This window comes from Marinomonas atlantica (genome assembly GCF_001639725.1).
In the GTDB taxonomy this organism is placed as follows: domain Bacteria; phylum Pseudomonadota; class Gammaproteobacteria; order Pseudomonadales; family Marinomonadaceae; genus Marinomonas; species Marinomonas atlantica.
Genome location: NZ_LTAW01000002.1, coordinates 417,540 through 432,467, shown reverse-complemented (window position 1 = coordinate 432,467; position 14,928 = coordinate 417,540). Strand labels below are relative to the sequence as shown.

The following is a 14,928-nucleotide window of genomic DNA, read 5'->3' as shown; positions in this document are numbered from 1 at the left end:
CAGAAACGCAAAAAGCCGCTGTATGCGGCTCTTTTGCTAGGGTGAGTTTAGGTTAACGGGTTAGGCTACTGGCTTTTTACCAAGACAGAATGCCGCTGCATGACGCACCGCCACATCAGCATCTTGGAAAGCAACCACACGCAAGCGGCCTTTGCTTGAGTGAGTGTAAGGGTCGATCGTAAGATCCAAGCCGCCCCACAAACCAATAAGAAGCTCAGACCAAACACCAAACCAGTAATCACCCGTCGTGATCTGGTTAGAAATGTTGGTACCGTAACCGTTGACGGTGTTGCCGCCTTCCCAAATCGGGTTACCGTTCGTACCAGTAAACTTCTGAGTTGTTTTTAGGTGACCACGGCCAGCCGCGTTCATCATGTACGCCATTGAGCCCACGTCTGCGTTATCAGACATGATCTCGGTTTCCATTTGCACAACTTCGTTGTACGTCGGGTTAACCGCCGCAAAATCAACACCGTTCACACCAGTGATGTTCGCCAAACCTGTTGGCTGATCGCCGCCAGCACCGTAAAGCGCTGCTTTATCGATCGTCAATGCCAGCGCTGTGGCAATGTCACGACGCGCCAGCATTTCAACGTCAGTCGATGACTGCTGAAGCATCTTACGAGTCATTTCAACCATGGCCGCACAAGTACGGTTCTGCAATGAACGCTCGCCAAATGTTAGATCGCTAAGCGTTGCATCAACGTCTTCACCTAGCCAGTAACCAGTCGCACCGCCTTCTTGAGTTGGGATCGATAGATCGCCCACCAAGCCAGTCAAGGTAGTGGCGTAGTTCATCACCGCTGACTTGTTGTACAGCATGTCAATGAATGAACCAGACGCCAAAGTCGTATCGATCAAGCCACCGCCAGTGCCAGTGGTTGCGATCGGCGCCGCACGCAATACATCGTTAGGAACGATAATGCCCTGCGCTTCACGCTTCATCTTGCCTGCGGCGGTTTCTGACGCTTCAAGCTCAAATGCTGCTTCACGACGGTAACGCTCGTTGTTTGGGTTCGCCAAGTAACGCAACACATTCAAAAACGAGTAGTTACGAACTTCGCTTTCGCTCATGCCGATATCTGGTGAGTCTGCTGCCGTCGGTGTTGCAGAGCGCTTGCCAGCACCACCGCCATTTTCTTTGCCAGCATCCAGCAAAGCACGCTGATAATCCGCAGCGTTTTTAGATTTGTCACGAAGGAAAGGATGTACGCTGACGCCACGGTGGCCGTATTGCTCTGCTAAATCAAGCAGCTCACGTACACGCTGTTGCTCTTGTTCTTGGCCTGCTGAACGCTCTTCGCTAGATTCTTCTAGCACTTCCAAGACTTCAACAATTGCGCCTTTGTCATCGACTTTTGCTCGCACCAAACGGCCGCTCGCATCACGTAAAACTTTTTCATTCATAGTAGGATTGCTCCGGTTTTCGGTTTCTGGTTCTGCGGCATTGAGCACGCCAATTTCACGCAGTTGTTTTTCATACTGGTCATGGACCATGCCACGACCGACACCCACAGATGGATCTGCAGGCACTGTGACAAAGGAGATTTCAAACGGCTCCCAGTCAGTAATTCGATAAGTGCGCACGTCATCACGCTCACTTTCCAACTCCATGGCGTGAACGATGTAACCCACTGAAATGTGTGTGCGGATACCAGACTTAACGTCTTGCCAAATTTCTTCAGCGCGCTCACTGGTACCAAAGCGAACAATCGCTTTTCCTTTACCCCCTTCAATGCGGGCTGATTCGATCACACCCACTAAATCATCCCAGTCATGGTTAACCAGAGCAGAAGCATTGGACTCAAAGCGAGTCATGCGCACTGCACCGGACTTGTGACTTAGGATCTCCATGCCAAACCAACGTTCGACTGGGTATTCACTTGAGAAAGACAGCTCGACCGTCCGAGCCTCTTCATCTACGGTACCGACTTTAAAACTTCGGTACTGTGGCTGAGCTTGGGCATCACGCAAGACCTCTTGCAGTGAGCCTTTATTCTTCTTGGCCATCTTCTTCTCCATCGCTAGGCGCTATGGCTGATAGCCCTAGAATCCGAAAGATAAAATTGTCAGGAATCCCCTTAGCTCGCATCGCGGCAATATCATCCGCATAAGCCTGCCAAACCGCATCTGGGTCGCGGCCTGACTCGCGGATCGCCTCGCTTGGAGACTTGCGGCCATTCGATTGCGCTTCAGAGATCGCTTTTTCCTCTTTGAGAGGGTCTACCCACTCCCAGCGGCGTGGTTGCCACTCAACATCAAGGAACTTTTCATAACGGCTTGCATTCAGTGCATTGCCTGTTGGCAACACGATCTTGCCTGACAATAGAGAGTGTTCGAGCCAACGCTCGTAGATTGGGCGGCAAAAGGCTTCAATGAACCATTCTTGTAGATCTTTCCAGCCGTCACGTTCATCAAGCTTGCCTTGGCGAATGGAACTGAAGTTCACACCTTCCAAGTCATTGGCTATAGAGTTATAAGCCACACCCCAGCCAGAAGCCGTTCCGCGTAATTGCGATTTTATGAAAGACGCTGTCTCAGCCGATGGAAAGTCAGGGGAGTAATCAACTGGCTCATAGCCAGGCGGTAACACCACCACTGAGTTAGGTTCCAAATCAAATTCTGGCTCCTCTTCATCTTCATCCGCTTCATACACATCAGGGTCAGCTTTAAGCACCATGGTTTTGCTGGCACCCGCACGAGCATTGACCACCGAGGCTTCCTCGAAACCCGCAACGTTTTTCATGCGGGTCAGTGAGCTGTGCGTCCATGGCAAGCCACGGAACTGTTCAGCCTGCTCCATATCGTAAATATGCAGCATGTCCTCAGCTGGGACTCGCTCAAACTCTTTGCCGTTATGCTTAAATGGGTCCGCTAATACACCGGCTTTGGTTTCAACCAAATACGAAACCGGACGACCATAAGGCGTCATTTCAATGCCATGACGAATCACGTTTCCGTTGCGCAGGCGCGTATCATTAACACCCACTGGAACACGTAGCGAATCAATAACCTGTAACGAAAACCCCCATGGGCCAGCCGCGTCACCTTCTACTATTCGGATAAAGGCTTCACCGGAACCAACCGCCATATTTATGGCAACTCGACCAAGGCGAACATAATCAAGACGCCCATCAACTGAGCAATTTTGACGACGACACCATTTTTTATACGCTCGCTCGATTGCTTCATTCGCAACCGCATCCAGTGAACCAGAAGGATCTTTGCCGCGAACCTGCAACTGGATACCTTTTGAACCCCAGACGTTCTTTCGTACTTCACGGACAAATCCGCGGGCGTAGTCATTGTTAGAAACTTGCTCTCGAGAGCGAGCAACCAATGAAAGTAGCTTGCGATCGATCACCTGACCAACTGGAACCGCTGTGGCATCCCACCCGCTGTTGTTGTGGTCATACTCGCTGGCACTAAAAAGCCCACGAGATTGTGTACTTTTCAATTTAAACAGTGGCGATCGGCGGCTCTTTTTACCGCTTTCGGGCTGTGGCGGCTTGGAGCGTTTAAATGGATTCCAACTCATCGCATCCTCACCTTACTAACTTTGAATAGAGATTGTTTCGCCTTCTTGCGCCGCTCAATCATGACTCGGCGCTGATACATTTGTTCGAGTTGCATCAATTCGCTGAGCGGTGTTTTTTCTAGGCTTCGCCCATTAAAGGCTAGCTTTAGCTGATCAGAACTGGCACGACGCTCAAGGGTGGCCTGCACCGCTTCGAGCATTCGTTCGTTGTTAGATCGATCATCCAGCACAGCAAGCGCCGCGACATCTGGGTTAATGGCGATAAAGCCATGCCAGGGCTGATGGACATCATCATCTTTGTTTACACGTAGTACCGCAGTATATTCCCCTGCCGCCCACTCAGTTGTTACTGATGGAGCCACTGAGAATAGATAATCATCATCCACTGCGCTTGATGTGATATCGATCGCACCGTTCTGGTTGCGTAAATGCAAAGTCGCTACGCATTGGCTTGCTGGAAAATCTTGCAAAGACAATACAAACGACACCGATAGTCCCGCTGTTAGTTCTTTTGGTATTACCATGACTTCGCAAAGTTCCCCGATTTACGCGCTATCCGCTTTTTACGTTTGCGCTTTACTAATTTTGGTTCTTCTTCCTGATCCTCTTCCTGCACTTCTGGATCCTCTGACTGTTCTTGGTCGCTTTCTTGTTGCGCCTTTCCTTTTCGGTCTAGCTTGAGCATTTTTGCGACCATAAAGTTCATCCCCTCACAGTCAAGGAAGTGGTTGTTTTTACTGATGCGCTGGTACACACCTTTGTTTTCGTCAAACTCTTCGGCAACGATCTGCTTACAGTAGTCGGGCGTTACGTTGCTAGGTAGCAACCAATCACCCACTGTCTCGCGTTCCCAGCGCACACGGCTATGAACCCATGCCTTAGCAGTGGTGGTGTTGAAGTTCCAACGCTTATCACCGCGCTTGCGGACTTTACCGTTTTTATCGACTTCCACTCGAACCATGCCGAATGGCTTATCCATCTTTTGTAGACCCATCAGCGCACGAGCACGAGTCTTGTATTTACGCACCCACGCATAAACTTCTTCATCACGGTAACCAGCATCCACGCCAATCATTTTGATGCTTAGGCCGTTCCACTCTTGCTCCATGAGTTCGTCTAGCTCTTGCCAGACTTCTGGCTTGTCGGTGTCACCCCACAATTCGCCAAATTCAATTAGGCGAGAAGACAGGCCATCCATCCAGCCGCGCACAACATAAACCAATCGGTTCTTTTGTACGTCCACGGTGGCGATAAGTGTATGAACACCCTCCGGAACATCACCCGCAGCGTACTCACTACGCAGTGCAAACACCTCTTCCCATTCTGGAACATCGCCAACCATGGCGAACACTTCACCAAAGCCAGTGTTGTAAACAGAAAGCAGATCGTCAGGATTGCCGGATTCTTTGGCCTCAACCAATTTACGAGCGAGATAGCCATAGCTTTTCTTACCAGAGAAGCTACAAAGACCGCTTACCCAAATAGAAAAGTGGTTGTTTTGCTCGCTGGGGATCACATAGCTGTGAAATGGAATGGCGAACTCTTCACCGTCTTGGGTCAAGATAGCCTGATCATCAGCAAGCTTGGCTGATTGACCAGGTGCGATCGCAATACCTTTCGCGTTCATTCGTGGACGGTCGCCATCATCAATGGCCGATCCACAGTGAAAGCAAATCAGTTTTGCTTCTTTTGACGCGGTTACAGGCGAACACTCTTCATTAGAGTCTTTGCCAGGCCACCAAAGTAGATGGCTACGCGGGATAAAATATTCGTTGCAGTGCGGGCATGGTACCGCCCACTCATGCTTTGTGCCTTTTTGCCATTGCAACCAGATCGGTGAGCTGATTTTACCTTTGAGCGCAACCGCCCAATGCTCCAAACCTGTATCTGGATGAATGTAGGTAGACACCGAGCCATGTGTCGGTGTTGAAGTTAAGCCTAGCTTTGAGTCGGTGTAAGCATCACCACGCGCCTCTGCCACTTCGGCAAGTGTACCCTCGCCCGTTGAGTTTTCATCGGGGCGATCTAATTCGTCCACCAAAGTTAAGACGGCTGAGTCAGACGCCATCTCGGTTGCAGATCCAGCCCAAGCAAAACGAAGCGATACACCTGCAACGCGCTTTTTGTGCTTTGGGCTTTTCTGGTCGAACTTACGCCATAAGCTGTCACACTGCTGGAACATCTCAACGACCTTCGGTTCTACCACGTTATTTATGTTGGACTCAGTTGGTCCAACGTAGATAACCGGAGCAGGATGATCGTCAAGCTTCCAACCAATCACGTTTTGCATGGTAGCAGACTTACCCATCTGCGTTCCCATCACAAAAGTGATCTTGCTAAAACTAGGTTCTGTGAACGCAATACAGACCGGAATCATGTATGGCGTTCTTAATGTACTGAAATTGCCCGGTATTGGAGAACCAGGCGGCATGCGTCTATGACTCGTCGCCCAATCCGCTGGCGTCCTCATCGGCGGTGCTTGAACCATGTTCGCCGCGTCGAGCACGATACTCAGAAACAAACTCTCGGAGCCTGTCAGCGGTGGCAGCTCGAACCCGTCGGGTTTCGGTGTCGATGATGTGCTTACACTTGGCTGGTTCATCAACAGGTGCAACCTCAGGAGCTAATCGAGCGCCCAGTCCATCACACTCATGCCCAAACAGGGTGCTAATCTCAAATAGGAACTGCGCTGCATCTTGGATATCAATGACTGACATTTCAGCTTTGGCCGCTTCCACGTCTGCTTTGCGTCGCTTGGCCTTGGTGAGTAACAAATCCTCACTGTCTTTTGTGCCAGCTTTGGGTGCGTTGGGGTCAATCTCACCGACCTGAAGTCTTACCTCACGTTCGATGATCCACTTGACCGCCTTCGCGGTATCAATTTTAAGAGCTTTACCTTTTCCGCCACCACTCTCAGTGGGCATTCCTTCCTTCACAAACTCACCGATCCAGCGTTCTGAATAGCCAACAATCGCGGCAAACTCTTTTTTGTTTACCAACGCCATAATCGACCTCTAAGAAAGGAACTAACTACACAGATAGAAAGGAAGCACTTTCCCACATCAGACAAGCCACTTCCTTTCTCACGAAAATGGCTCAGCACCAGAAAAATCAACGGATTGCGAGGACGGTTCCTTTCTAACCGGAAAAGAAGAAAGGACTAGATTCTTCCTTTCTCAACGTCGCGGGAATGGCGATGTCGGGACCCATCCGCTTTCTAACGCCCCAGAAGGACCCAAACTCTAAAATCAGGGTGTTTTTTACTCTTCTAAGGCTGCTTTCAGCTCGCCAACGATCTTGTCATCAAGCTTGTTCGTAGACTTAGCCGCCAAATGCTCAGCGATGTAGATCACCAACTTTGTTAGCACCTTCTCAGTGAACGCTTTGGTGACGATGTACTTGAGTGTACCGAGTAGAATCTTGCTCATTTGAATTGCTCCTGGTCTAACCCGTACAACTCAAACGGGAAATTATGAATGAACTCGCTCACCGTGCCTGCACCGTGAACCGTGTTGTAGTGATCTTTCCAATACTGCGCTAATGCCTTGATATCACTGGCTTTCGGCAATGCTTGTGGCTTGCGATAGTAGTAGATTCGACACATTGCAATGGCATAGCGTAGGTTCCAGATCAACGCTTGATGATCCGGCCAGCCACACTCGTCATACACGAGATCAACAGTGTCACTGGTCATACTCAATAGATGATCGCGCAATGCAGGCTTGTACTTGAGAAAGTTGAGCCAGATGTCTTTATGAGTTGCTGGCTCCATTTGAATCAATCCAAGCGCCGGACCTTTACCGATCTGCTTCAAATAAGAGCCATTCGACTCTTGAGCGATCGTGCCCATAACCAACTGATCAGCAGCTAGCGAATACAAGCCAAGCTGCTCTAAAGCTGGACGCACAACAAATTGGCGTAATTGCGGATAACTAATACTCATGGCATCCCCTTGAATTTATTGGTGTAGAAGCTGATAGCCTCATCACCCATCAAGCCAGCCATGCCAGCCATAAAGCCGATCATCGGCCCAGACATCCCCATCTCAGTCCCCAAGAAATACGTAAGCATCCCCAAGAAACCGCCCGTCATAACGGTGATAAGTAATTGAATAATCGAGAAATCTTTAATCTTTTGCTTAATTTGTCGTAGGTACTTCACAGCACCTCCCAGCACGCCCACCAAGATGAACGCAGCAATTGGTAACAGGTCATCTAGTAGCGGCTTCATGTTTGGCAATCCAGTCCAGAAACGAAAAAGCCCCGCGGGTGCGAGGCCAGAAATAAGAACACTTTGAATTGACGCCCCACAAAGCTACTCACCGCCTGGAAAGTGAGACTTAATTAAGGACGCCAAATCAAATCGCTCTAAAACGACAAAACCCAGCGCACTGGCTGGGTTCTGATGATTTGTTTCCCGTAAACACAAAAATCACAGGATGAACAAACTGTAACCGCTAACTTCCCCTTTTTCCACCCTTGCGCGCGCGATATGTGAATTCTATGGTCTTAATAGAACTCTATAACAACACAGCGCAAAGCCGCGCCGCAAAAGGCTTTAAGCGCATAACGAAACGCGATACCGTGACGGCACTGTGACGGAAAATATAGACACATCACGCTCAATAAAGTAGGATTCGCAACCAATTTCAGGGACGACATCGGAAAGTAAATGACAACTCTTTTATGCGACTATGCTAATTCAATCGTAACTTCGGATACTCGATGGTCAGTTGGCGGAAACCCTGAATCTCCATTAATACTGTCAGACCAAAAGCGCTACTTGATTTACTGCGACGACACTGGATTCGACAAACTAACGCCATATCAAAATACTTTTGTCTTGATGACTGCAGGTAGTTCTCTGTATATAGCTAAGTGGAAAGAGTGGTGGTTAGTTTCGAGAGACATGGCAAGCGCACCTGTGGTATGCGACGAGAATGGCACTCCTCAAGTTGCTTTGGCTATAGTTGACCTAGCCGATAGTAGAACTCTATTTGATTTTGGGCTAGGTCATGCCCTATATTGTCAAGATGAGCAGATTGTAAAAGTATTCTCTGCTGGAAGCGGAGGAGAGTTTGCAGCGGCAGCCTTATTTGAGTGTGGATGTGCTAAAACCTCCATTCAAATTGCAGCCTTTTCGGATTATTGCACAAGCCCAGAAGTGAAGTTTGTGTGTAATACCACTAAACAAAATAATCTATCGCCTACAATTTATGATATGAACATCATCAATGAGGCAATAGTTTCAAGGGGATACATAATGGAATTGAATCAAGTAGCTGTTAGTAAACCAGTTAAACTTAGTGAGCACCCTCTTTTCAGTGAGGTAGTTGCCCAGCTAAAATCTGGAAAAACCGTTCCTTCTGCCCCAGCGCCTCGCCTACATTCAGCAGAATGGACAGCTGAGACCGAATCTAAATTAGCGAAAGCGATGGAAGTGGTAAACTCTCGTATTTCGTGAGTTTGATATCAGGATTTTTCTAAAGCCTCGCTTAGCGGGGCTTTTTATTGCCCGAATACCACCCCTGCCAACGCGCCCACGGCTTTAACCATCTCAGGCCACGCATAGCGGCTTTGGTACCGCCCTTCTAAATCGCTTTGCGCGTGGTTCAGCAACATTTCAGCGACACGGCTATCGACACCACTCTCCTGCCAATAATCACGCGCAAGCTTACGCATATCATGGCTAGTAAACTTCTGGCCGAACTCAGCCGAAAGCTTTTGGTACCACTTACTTGCAGTACTCGTATGAACTGACTTCTTACCATTTTGCGAAAACACAAACTTACCACGGCGTTTAGCGCTGGCTTCACGGAGCAATTCGACCACTGCAGGTGCGATCGGCACTTTATGCTCTATCCCTGTTTTCGTGTTCGCTGCTGGGATATACCAAACCGCGTCATCAAGCGAGATATGGGACCACTCCACTAAACTCGTTTCTAAAATGCGAGTCGCATGGCACAACTGCATCGAAAAGAACAAACGACGCCAAAACTGGCTATCTTGAATACACTGAGCCAGCTCGGGCAACTGATACGGTTTAAGGCGCCCCGATCGTGCGACTTCTTTGTCTTGCGTAAAGTCACGCCAGCCCACCCCCATCAGCGGATCACGCGCAATCAAACCGAGCTTACCCGCCAACGAACACGCACGCTTCAATACCCCCCAAACCTTATGAAGAGTGGACACCGCAAGCGTCTCTTGCTTGGGCATATACACACGCTTATAGAAATCCGTCTTAGACAGTGACTTAATCGCCACATCGCCCAACGAATCCATCAAATGGTTATAAATACAGCCATGGGCCGTAGCCGCATAACTATCACTAAACGACTTATCCGACTCGATATGATCCGCAAACCACAGCAACAGCCCCTGCACGTCCTTGATCTGCTCTACTTTCACCGTCGAGCGCTCACCCGCCATGGTCTGCGATCTGATCGCGCTTAACCGCTTAAATAGATCAGATGCCCTCAATGCTGGCCACTTGCCCAGCACCGTGCGCACCTTTCGTTTGCCCTGATACCGAACATCGTAAAACGTCCCGCCTGTTCGACTTTGGTTCGCCCGAAACTCAACACGGCGCGAATCGAACAACCACTCCTTATCACCCGTCGCTAACGTGGCTTTTATCAACGTGTCCGTGATTCGCTTAGATGTCACGCTTGATCAGCTCCTGCTCAACTCGCTTCACAAAGCGGCTTTTCCCCTCCGCAACGTGTTTTTCAAAGCGATTAACCAAGATGGCTTTATGCGGCGCCTTCATACGTAACTGAGCCGCATAGCCTGGCAACATCGCCACAATCGCCGCATTAGAAGGCGCTTGACCATGCTCATTTTTGCGACCATCCGCCAATACCGCCGCCAATAGACACAGTTTTTGTTGTGGGGTTAAATCCGAGAACAGATAATCCAAGCCAGAGTCAGAAACCTCTAATTTCTCAATCTCACGGATCATCTTTGAATTAGAATTACCACCGCCCTGAAAATCAGGCTCGATACCCGTCTCCAGCATATCGCAGATTTTCCCCGCGTTGCTCTGGCCATGCCAGCCCGCATCCTTAGACGAACTAATCAGATAATTGATGTGACGATTGATAACATTCCAAGAGATACCGCCAAGGGATAGCGGCTTGTGACGATCGTTCCAGCGCATGTTGTACTCCTCGTCTCACGACGATGATGGTTAGCATTGAAAAGCGCGCTCAGCGAACACGCTTGTCGATGCAGGCTGACCGAAGTCAGCCGCTAAATCACTTCTTAGAGGTCTTCAAGGTTCAGAGGCTCCCCCATTGTCAACTTAATCGATGGGGTGGCACCGGTGCTTAAATCAATACTTTCGATATTGACCTCGACATCCTTCCCAACCAACTCAGAAAGAGCTTTTGCAAAAGCCTCCTCGATTTCTTGAGGTTTCACACATTTCAACGCTGTATTTAATGCACTTACACCAATCATAATTCACTAACTCCTTAGCATTTCTTTCAACTCAGCCACTCTAGCACGGCCAATCATCTTGCGCTCGAATGCTTCTGTTTCGCTCAACTTCTCGAAGCCAGTGGCGGTATCACGCGGCGCTACAACATCACGCTTGAACCGCTCACCGCGCAGATACGCCTTACAAACCTCTTTGTAATGCTTTGCAAACCCTCGCTTTCCCGCGCCCGTATCACGACGACGAAGAGCAGAAAAACCAACACGCCTTGCGGCCTCAAAAACAACGTCATGACTGGGCTTCCAGCGCGCTATATCATGCGAATTGCTGGCCGCTTCGTAATAGGCTGTATCAGTCGATGGGAACTCATTAAACAAATCGCTCATACCGCACCCCCACGCAACATGGCACGTAGCGCCGAGGCTTTTTGCTTGCCCACTTCACGATCAGCGGCGCGTTCAGCGTCAGTCATGCGTTTGTAGCGGCTAGCAGAGTCTTGGTCTTCCAACATATCGCCCGTTTTCACCACATGGCGTTTAGTCAAAGGCTTACCCGCTGCAATGTCAGCCACCACACTGTTATAAGCACGGTTAAACGTCTGCTTAGCCTCCTTCTCCTGCATGCGGTAGAAATCAAACGAACCAATACGATGAACCGTTTCCCAAATTGCGTTATTGGACCAATCTTTATCGATCGCCAAACGAAACGCCGCCGCCACATCAGGCAAATTGAAATCACTAGGGCGAGGCGAACACATTTTGGCAAACTCGCCCAGCGTTGGCGGCCACGCCAAATTGTTATGAACACACTCATTCAATGCGCGGTTAACACGATCGTAACCAAACTCAACCAACGTGCGGCCCCAAACCATCGCGGTTGCCGTCAACTGGCGATCAGCGCCCAACAACTCACCATACTGGCTCGACCAACGGCTACCAAACATGCTACTCATCCCTGCCCAGATATTCGCCGCAAACGTCTTGATACCCGCCTGTTGGCTCTGGTTGGTCTGCTCGTTGTTGGCTGAGTAATTCGTTGGCGTCGGCAATTGCGCGTTCTGCAGCAGAGAGTTTACGTGTTGCATGGTGGTGACCTCCGGTAGTCGATTGCGTTGGTGCGGTATTCAGGACAGGCAATTGCTCATCGTTCCATTTTTCTTCATTGATCCAGCGCACGCAGTGTGGCTGAAACCGAATCTCGCTAGGGTGCTGAGCGTACAGCGCTCCCCATTGCTTAGCCTTGGCGATGATGTTTTGCAAAAACGCCACGGCCTGATCTCGATCATCAGGAAGCTTGAGTTTTAGGAATTTCGTCTCGGCGGGCTTCTTACTGCCTCGGCGACCGTAGCCAACCCAGACGTGTTCAAACGCCTCGGCCAGTAATTCGCGTTTGGCTTTGGCATCGAATTTTTCAACAGGGACCACCGGAGCGGTTGCGTTCGATTCGACCGAATCGGACAAGTTATTTAAATTAATCTCTGTTGTAGTCTCTGTAGTAATCTCTGTATACGTCCCACATCCTGACGTAGGGGCACCTACATTTTCACGTGGGGGATCCTCCGAATTTTCGGAGGAGGTGTTACAGCTGGGCGTCACATTAGCTTCAACTTTTGGGAATGTAATGCGGTCAATTTCAATCGCAACAGGCTCAATAAAAAGAATATTTGATAGGTGATTGCCGCCAACCGTTTTAGAACGTAGCTCAAGAGTGATCAACCCCGCGTCACGCAAGCGTTTGAGTGAATCCTGCACCTCACGTTTCGTCATACCAAAATCATCAGCAAACGACTGGTAAGAGCGCTGTAATTTATCGTCTGAGAATTTTTTTCGGCTGCCAACAACCTGACCAGTATGCTCGTCACGAATCTCAGTTGGGCGATACCAGTACAGAATTTCAGACAATAGAGTAATTGCCTTATGATCAGGGCGACCAGAAGGCAAAGAGATTTGCTTGTACCAAATTTTAGGCGTCACATTGCCAGTGAAGCCAAGGCGACCAATGGCCGCCACAGCTGGGGTTACACTCACTGCACACCCCCAATCTGTAACTGAGGTTCACGCTGGTCACCAGCGGCCACATTGAGATTAGCGTGCTCGCCATCTTGGCAACCAAGGTTTAGGTACTCACCTCCTCCAAAAACCACACCTAGCGACACAGAACGAATATTTGCAGACTTAATATCGGGATAACGCTTGCCCATATTTTTTTCTACAGATACAGGGCGCTCACGACGACCAAACACGTTAACCAACTTGCACGTGGCGGTATCCATCCAGCCTTCGCAATACAAGTCGGCCGCTTTTGCAGACCGGTCAACCTTTTTAACAAAAGTCTTACGTGCCTCTTCAACTTGCTGAAGCAGGACATCAAACGAGTAAGCCGCAAGCTCTGCATCACGCTCGAGGCCAGTGAACTCAATTACTCGTCCCCACTTACCGCAGGTCCGTTTCGCTCGAATAATTGCGTAACAACCAGAAATACGCTCGATAGCACAAATTAAGCTATTCTCGTATTCCTTAGTGCCTTTACGTACCAATGGCCTAGCGTTGATCGTCACGATGTCTAATTCATCGGCGTTAATATGGTATTTCGCCATTAGCTTTTTGGCTTGGCGTTTTGCCGCTTCGGCTTCATGCTCATTATCGGACTGAGACAAAGCCAACAGCTTGCGGATTTTTTCTTTGTAGCGAGAATCCATGCTCATTGCTCACCCCCAGCCACTTCATTGACTTGGCCTAGGTACTGAATATTTTCAACAAGCAACACACCATTACATCGATAGGCTTTGGGAATACCTGCGATCAAATCAGGTCCATAGAGCTTCTTGATCTCACGATCAGGAAATTCATGACTCGATGACAAAAGGACAGTGAAGTTAATAGATTTTGATGCGGCTGGCTGCAAATTCAGCCCCGCCGCTTTGCGTTGATAATACGAAAGCTGCGCCCGATAAATATTGCGCAAAGCAACGCGAGATTGGTTCTTTTTAAGGCGCTCAATCAAATCGGCAAGCCGCTTTTGCTCTCCTTTTGACGCCTTCAAACGACCCAATGCAACAGCATATTTAAATGATGCAATCCAAACAGCAGCCAAACAAGCGCCGTATAAAAAATATGCACTCATACCTCACCCCCTACATACGACCAGCGCAGCTCACCGCAAAAGATAGGATGACGCTTCACCAATCCTCGATTAGAAAGGCGATAAAGAGATCGGCGAGCAACCTCACCAGAGACAGATTCTTTATTTCGGTACGACACTCGGTTAGCAATATCGCCTGTGTTCTGGGTTTCACCACAAACAGAAAAATCCTGCATTTGTCGTAAAACCATAGCGTCTACGTGTTCAGGGGATAAGCTCATGCCCACACCTCCATCGCGTCACCGGATAGAGAGGGATTTAGCAGCGCGATTACGTTGCATTTTGAGCGGCGGCCGTGGAAGAACGGCGCGAGGTAGCCTTCGCGCATCAATTCTTTGATGGCGTGGCGAACTTTTTCAATTGGAATTTTAGCTAAACGGGAAATCTCCTGCTCGTCGAGCAAGATACGGGGAGAATCCCCAAAAACAGGTAGGTGGTATTTGATAGCGTTGCGAACTCGCTTAGCGTAAACGCTCAGGCGATCGTCAACCAATAGGCGTAATTGTGCCATGGTAAGCCTCCGTGATTTATCTTTGAGGCCACCACATCGAAGTGGTAATTTCGAAATTTGGGTGGCCGGATTAGCAGGGTTACCACAATCAGCATCACGGAGCGCTGACCCGTCAGAAGACGGCCCCGCCAACCCGACCATAACAGGCAGGTACAGGCGTGCGACAGACGTAAAAAAACCGCTTAAATGGGCGGCTTGTCTGCCCGTGATTTTTAGCTGGGTGGTAATCCAGTCTCCTGATTTTGCAGGAGCGATTAAATTATTGCTCATTGCTCTGTACCTGTAAAGTAAAACAGATACA

General features: G+C 49.2%; 19 protein-coding genes. 1 reads left to right on the top strand and 18 read right to left on the bottom strand.

What is annotated here, in order from left to right:
• Positions 1-60 precede the first annotated feature (60 nt).
• The 8 genes from AYW75_RS04825 to AYW75_RS04795 form a co-directional block, all read right to left on the bottom strand.
• Positions 61-2,010 carry a phage major capsid protein gene (locus tag AYW75_RS04825; RefSeq protein ID WP_156490808.1) on the bottom strand — a complete coding sequence of 650 codons (1,950 nt, stop codon included), beginning with the start codon at positions 2,008-2,010 and terminating at the stop codon, positions 61-63.
• Positions 1,994-3,538, bottom strand: a complete 1,545-nt coding sequence (locus AYW75_RS04820; protein ID WP_067096162.1) for a phage portal protein — start codon at positions 3,536-3,538, stop codon at positions 1,994-1,996. Before AYW75_RS04820 ends, AYW75_RS04825 begins: the two co-directional genes overlap by 17 nt.
• Complete coding sequence (locus tag AYW75_RS04815; RefSeq protein ID WP_067096159.1) at positions 3,535-4,062, bottom strand: hypothetical protein; 528 nt, start codon at positions 4,060-4,062, stop codon at positions 3,535-3,537. Before AYW75_RS04815 ends, AYW75_RS04820 begins: the two co-directional genes overlap by 4 nt.
• Positions 4,056-6,026 carry a terminase gpA endonuclease subunit gene (locus tag AYW75_RS04810; protein ID WP_197478899.1) on the bottom strand — a complete coding sequence of 657 codons (1,971 nt, stop codon included), beginning with the start codon at positions 6,024-6,026 and terminating at the stop codon, positions 4,056-4,058. The genes AYW75_RS04815 and AYW75_RS04810 overlap by 7 nt, the downstream gene beginning before the upstream one ends.
• Positions 5,974-6,543 carry a terminase small subunit gene (locus AYW75_RS04805; protein ID WP_067096156.1) on the bottom strand — a complete coding sequence of 190 codons (570 nt, stop codon included), beginning with the start codon at positions 6,541-6,543 and terminating at the stop codon, positions 5,974-5,976. Before AYW75_RS04805 ends, AYW75_RS04810 begins: the two co-directional genes overlap by 53 nt.
• A 255-nt stretch (positions 6,544-6,798) precedes the next feature.
• Positions 6,799-6,966 (bottom strand): hypothetical protein, encoded by a 168-nt coding sequence (locus AYW75_RS18870; RefSeq protein WP_197478898.1) that lies wholly within the window; start codon positions 6,964-6,966, stop codon positions 6,799-6,801.
• Positions 6,963-7,481 carry a hypothetical protein gene (locus tag AYW75_RS04800; protein WP_067096153.1) on the bottom strand — a complete coding sequence of 173 codons (519 nt, stop codon included), beginning with the start codon at positions 7,479-7,481 and terminating at the stop codon, positions 6,963-6,965. Before AYW75_RS04800 ends, AYW75_RS18870 begins: the two co-directional genes overlap by 4 nt.
• Positions 7,478-7,768: a phage holin family protein gene (locus AYW75_RS04795; protein WP_067096150.1), complete on the bottom strand. Its 291-nt coding sequence runs from the start codon at positions 7,766-7,768 to the stop codon at positions 7,478-7,480. Before AYW75_RS04795 ends, AYW75_RS04800 begins: the two co-directional genes overlap by 4 nt.
• 441 nt (positions 7,769-8,209) lie before the next feature.
• Between AYW75_RS04795 and AYW75_RS04790 the strand changes: the two genes are divergently transcribed.
• On the top strand, positions 8,210-9,001 hold the full coding sequence (locus AYW75_RS04790; protein WP_067096145.1) for a hypothetical protein: 792 nt from the start codon (positions 8,210-8,212) through the stop codon (positions 8,999-9,001).
• 44 nt (positions 9,002-9,045) lie between these two features.
• Here the strand turns inward: AYW75_RS04790 and AYW75_RS04785 are convergent, their stop codons facing one another.
• From AYW75_RS04785 to AYW75_RS04740, 10 genes are all read right to left on the bottom strand, one after another.
• Complete coding sequence (locus AYW75_RS04785) at positions 9,046-10,203, bottom strand: tyrosine-type recombinase/integrase (RefSeq protein ID WP_067096141.1); 1,158 nt, start codon at positions 10,201-10,203, stop codon at positions 9,046-9,048.
• Positions 10,193-10,696, bottom strand: coding sequence for a hypothetical protein (locus tag AYW75_RS04780; RefSeq protein ID WP_067096137.1), 504 nt, complete (start codon positions 10,694-10,696; stop codon positions 10,193-10,195). The genes AYW75_RS04785 and AYW75_RS04780 overlap by 11 nt, the downstream gene beginning before the upstream one ends.
• 104 nt (positions 10,697-10,800) lie before the next feature.
• Positions 10,801-10,998 carry a hypothetical protein gene (locus AYW75_RS04775; RefSeq protein ID WP_067096134.1) on the bottom strand — a complete coding sequence of 66 codons (198 nt, stop codon included), beginning with the start codon at positions 10,996-10,998 and terminating at the stop codon, positions 10,801-10,803.
• A 6-nt stretch (positions 10,999-11,004) separates the two neighbouring features.
• Positions 11,005-11,361, bottom strand: a complete 357-nt coding sequence (locus tag AYW75_RS04770) for a hypothetical protein (RefSeq protein WP_067096130.1) — start codon at positions 11,359-11,361, stop codon at positions 11,005-11,007.
• A complete protein-coding gene (locus AYW75_RS04765; RefSeq protein WP_067096127.1) occupies positions 11,358-11,918 on the bottom strand; it encodes a hypothetical protein in 561 nt (186 codons plus the stop codon). The genes AYW75_RS04770 and AYW75_RS04765 overlap by 4 nt, the downstream gene beginning before the upstream one ends.
• 1 nt (position 11,919) lies before the next feature.
• Positions 11,920-13,002 (bottom strand): hypothetical protein, encoded by a 1,083-nt coding sequence (locus AYW75_RS04760; RefSeq protein ID WP_067096124.1) that lies wholly within the window; start codon positions 13,000-13,002, stop codon positions 11,920-11,922.
• Positions 12,999-13,679 (bottom strand): DUF2786 domain-containing protein, encoded by a 681-nt coding sequence (locus AYW75_RS04755; protein ID WP_067096121.1) that lies wholly within the window; start codon positions 13,677-13,679, stop codon positions 12,999-13,001. The genes AYW75_RS04760 and AYW75_RS04755 overlap by 4 nt, the downstream gene beginning before the upstream one ends.
• A complete protein-coding gene (locus tag AYW75_RS04750) occupies positions 13,676-14,098 on the bottom strand; it encodes a hypothetical protein (protein WP_067096108.1) in 423 nt (140 codons plus the stop codon). Before AYW75_RS04750 ends, AYW75_RS04755 begins: the two co-directional genes overlap by 4 nt.
• Complete coding sequence (locus AYW75_RS04745; protein WP_067096105.1) at positions 14,095-14,337, bottom strand: hypothetical protein; 243 nt, start codon at positions 14,335-14,337, stop codon at positions 14,095-14,097. The genes AYW75_RS04750 and AYW75_RS04745 overlap by 4 nt, the downstream gene beginning before the upstream one ends.
• Positions 14,334-14,897 carry a hypothetical protein gene (locus AYW75_RS04740; RefSeq protein WP_067096102.1) on the bottom strand — a complete coding sequence of 188 codons (564 nt, stop codon included), beginning with the start codon at positions 14,895-14,897 and terminating at the stop codon, positions 14,334-14,336. Before AYW75_RS04740 ends, AYW75_RS04745 begins: the two co-directional genes overlap by 4 nt.
• Positions 14,898-14,928: the final 31 nt, after the last annotated feature.